Source organism: Mesorhizobium ventifaucium (assembly GCF_935822925.1).
In the GTDB taxonomy this organism is placed as follows: Bacteria; Pseudomonadota; Alphaproteobacteria; order Rhizobiales; family Rhizobiaceae; genus Mesorhizobium; species Mesorhizobium ventifaucium.
Window position 1 is genome coordinate 1 of the sequence record NZ_CAKXZS010000032.1, and the last position, 3,139, is coordinate 3,139.

Sequence of the window (3,139 nt, forward strand, 5' to 3'; positions counted from 1 at the left end):
GCGGCGAAGCTTCTTCCTGAACAGCACAGCTCCTGACGCATCCGAACCGTGCGCTTGGAATATGTTCTTCGCCAGATCCAATCCGATTGTGCTAACTTCCAACATGGACGCCTCCGTTCAAGTGATGATCGACGACACCACTTTGGCACAGCGATGCCGTGAGGGGGCGTCCACCCCATCAATCTCGGCTCCCACAAGTCGGCCTCGAGCCCGAGCTGGCGGTCACGCTCCGACAGTCCAGGGTCGGTTGCGGACCGATTGCAACGCGCGGATGAAGTTGCTCTTGCCGACCTTTTCTCACCTACGATGAGGATGCTCTCGCCCATCTCGACATCGATCTCTGAGAAATGCGCACACTCCTAATGGTTGATCGCTGCGATTGGCTCGCTCGGCGTTGTCGGTGCACCGCGCCATCAACTCCTCAAAAAAACATTCGACGCCGTCGAAGAGCAGGCCATCGTCGACCATGCGCGCACAGTAGCCACCAAGCGCTTTCAGCGCTTCGCCGGCCGGCACGAGGCGTAAGCTTCAATTGACTGCAGCCACATAATCGATTGGTTCACAATCGGCCGCCTTCTCAGCGAAGAACATTGCCTTGTGCGCGCGACGGCATCCGCCAGGTCCCGATTGGCGAACGCGGTTTCCGTAAGACCTGGTTCCAATCGCACCAAGCCATGCGAGTGACGGGCGACGCGCTCGCCACGTAGGCGCTCTGCAAGGAGAAGACGTGCATCGACGTAGCTTCTCCCAGAACGTTTGCTCAGCGTGCATCACCGAGGTCGGGCCGTTGGAAAGACGACCTCCTCGACCGGGCCGGAGGCGTCGCAGACGACATCGCGCATGCTCGCAGGCTCGCCGGTCGAGCGCGGGCCTAATTCGCGCATGACGCTGGGCGCGACATAGCCCGAACCGTGGTCGTCGCCTCATAGTCGATGAACAGCATCTCGCCTTCGATGCGAACCGCCGCCGCTAGTTCCTCTCTTGCCAGAGCCTCGGCAATAGTCGGCTGCGCCGTTCCGGCCACCCAGTCAGGACGGCGCTTTCGTACCTCGCTCGACCAATGCGAGATCGGCGCTTCTTGGCGGAGCCACATCAGGGACCGAAAAACCACCGTCGTCGGTGACAACAATTGATGCACTTGCGCTAGATCGGAGCCTGATTTCAACAAACGCTAACGGCAGTTCGGATTTTCGTCCGCATCGGGGAGAACGCCTCGTCAGCTAGTCGTCAAACAAACCAACTACCTAGGGCTGTGGCCAACCAGCCTCAACTTAATGCTAAACACAGGAGTGCGATATTATGTATGGTCGAATTGGTGGCTCGTCGGATAGGCACTACACGCGTGGTGCCAACGGGCAAATGGATGCACAAACCCAACAGTGCGCAGACATGTTTGCTCGCATGGACTTAGCTGGATCGGATTCCAGTGGCGGCTCATCGGCGGCGGCTACGCAAGCGTATTCCCTTCATTCCAGACCTCCGGTGGTAGAGATCGACAAGTTCTCTTTCACAGACGAGCTGATCAAGTTTCATGACAAGAACATCAAACACATTGCCAACAATCCGCAAGAGTATTCGGAATTCGTGTCCGCACGGGCAAGACGCACTGCGGAGGTTGCTAAGGAATACCGCGTGCGTTGCGATACGAAGGACACGCGATATTTCAACTACCAATTGGGAAACCAGAGTGCTGGACTGATGAGAACGCAAGGCGGGTTCAGCATGACTGAGTTCGACTCCGAAAATTGGCGGAAACAATTTCCTGGCCGAACTGAGATCACGTCCGTAGTGGATCTTCAGGTCGCTCATCCACTCGTCGAGAATGCAGGCGATATTCTGCTGGAGCATCAACTTCGGATCGACGGCGAACGGCCTTTGCTGAATTGGCGTGCGGCTAATCCAGAAGCACAAGCCCGCGCAGCGAGTATGGGGTTTGTTGAGGTGGAGGATGGCGGCATGGTCCTTGACCCTACCCAGCATCCCGAAAAGTGGACGAAGAACAGTGCCGGTGAATGGCAGCGTGCAGACAAACCGCCGCGCTATCTTTGCAAAACTGAGGATAGCGAGAGCAGTCATGTCGAGAGCTCACCAAGTTCATCCAGATACTCATACGAGGATGACTTCATGTGATCAGCCGGCGCCGCGGGCCTTGCAACCGTCGCCGCGCGCTCGGTCTCTTAGGATATTGAATCCGAGTACTCTTGCGGATTGTCGGCGGTCGGTTCGATTCGTCGCCGTAAAAAACCCTCCGGTGCGGATGCCTGGTTCCAGCACCCTGCCGCCGCGCCAGGGGAGCTGCAGCAATCCAGCCAGCTCGCCCGGAGGATGAACTGCGGCATGAATGCGCATAGCGGCTGCAGCAGGCGAGCGAATCGTATTCGGGACGGGACACCGCCTCTTCGCGTTCAGAACCGGGCTGGTGTCAGCCCTCCCGAATCCGTCTTCCCCGGACAACATACCATTGGCGAGTTTGGATCCGCTGAAGCCGGCCAACCGGATCGGGTGAGCCTGCTCCGCGCTCGTCACCGGACGATCTTCCGGATTGATTTCGGAGAGAGCCGGACGACGCGGAGAGCGCTGTCACGTCTATCCTCAGATAACGTGGCAGCGCCGCTCGGTCTCTTTGCGGTAGTTGAGTTGCGTAGCCGGCAACTCGTGCACCTCGCGGCATTTACCGTTTTTTGCTCAAGACGGAAATGCTTCACCACAAGTCATGAGGCGCCACAAGCGGCATGCTCGCGAGATGCCTAACTACCAGCCTTGGCGAACAGCCTGGTTGAAGCTGCGAGCCAGATGGACGTGCATGGCCGCTAAGTGGTCAACAAGGATTTGCAGAACGCGGGGGTGAGCTTGCCCCGGTGGATTACGACGTTATCGTGACCAATCGCAGCCTGGGCGTCTTGCCACTGCCGATTATGCCCGCGCTGTTCATTGGACTTGACGTGGCAAGCGGCGAAGGCTGCGTCATCCAGCATTGCCAACTGCCTGGCATGTACCGGCCGGTTCGTATGGATGTGCACCCACATCGGACTCGGCATGGCACGATTACGCAGCACCTTGGGCTGCAGCCTGATTTCGAACAGCGAGCCTGGCTCCCCCTTCAACGCCCGTGGTCGATCCGCAGGCTCCAACTCCTCGG

2 protein-coding genes and 2 pseudogenes are annotated in these 3,139 nt (G+C 58.5%); 1 reads left to right on the forward strand and 3 read right to left on the reverse strand.

Translation table 11 applies throughout. The features are described from left to right. Window positions 1–105, reverse strand: a pseudogene (locus tag NMG70_RS25220) (IS110 family transposase); the annotation flags it as partial. Window positions 106–375: 270 nt separating this feature from the next. Further along, window positions 376–1,060: pseudogene (locus NMG70_RS25225) on the reverse strand (nucleotidyl transferase AbiEii/AbiGii toxin family protein); the annotation flags it as partial. A 239-nt stretch (window positions 1,061–1,299) separates the two neighbouring features. Between NMG70_RS25225 and NMG70_RS25230 the strand changes: the two are divergent. Next, a complete protein-coding gene (locus NMG70_RS25230; protein ID WP_165848632.1) occupies window positions 1,300–2,130 on the forward strand; it encodes an effector protein NopP in 831 nt (276 codons plus the stop codon). A 680-nt stretch (window positions 2,131–2,810) separates the two neighbouring features. Here the strand turns inward: NMG70_RS25230 and NMG70_RS33340 are convergent. Beyond that, a partial coding sequence (locus tag NMG70_RS33340; protein ID WP_495663990.1) for a T3SS effector XopP-like protein occupies window positions 2,811–3,139 on the reverse strand: 329 nt, incomplete at its 5' end.